This window comes from Pseudomonas sp. 3JA, from assembly GCF_036961705.1.
Lineage (GTDB): Bacteria > Pseudomonadota > Gammaproteobacteria > Pseudomonadales > Pseudomonadaceae > Aquipseudomonas > Aquipseudomonas fluorescens_Q.
The window spans coordinates 1-325 of the sequence record NZ_JBAMDJ010000118.1; the positions used below are offsets into that span (position 1 = coordinate 1).

Sequence of the window (325 nt, forward strand, 5' to 3'; positions counted from 1 at the left end):
GAACTGCACTTGCCGGCCCTGGGCGTCGGTGCGTTGGCGGACCTGGCCGCGGCGGTTGTGTTGGTAGAGCGTGGTGTGCCCGGCCGGGTCGGTGTAGCCGATGAGTAAGCCTGCGGTGTCGCGCTGGTAGTGTTCGCTGCGGCCGTCCGGTAATTGGTTGCCGAGCAGGCGCCCTTGGGCGTCGTAGCTGAATTGGGTGCGCTCGCCGAGGGCATCGGTGATGGTGTGCAGGTAACCGCGCGCGTCGTAGCTGAAGCGCGTCGGGTAACCCGAGCAATCGACGTGTTCCACCAATTGGCCGAACGGGTTCCAGCGCAGCTTTTTG

The 325-nt window shown here is 65.5% G+C and carries 1 protein-coding gene; it reads right to left on the bottom strand.

What is annotated here, in order from left to right; translation table 11 throughout:
* The coding region (locus tag V7773_RS30295; RefSeq protein ID WP_336076510.1) for a hypothetical protein at positions 1-325 on the bottom strand (325 nt) is incomplete at both ends.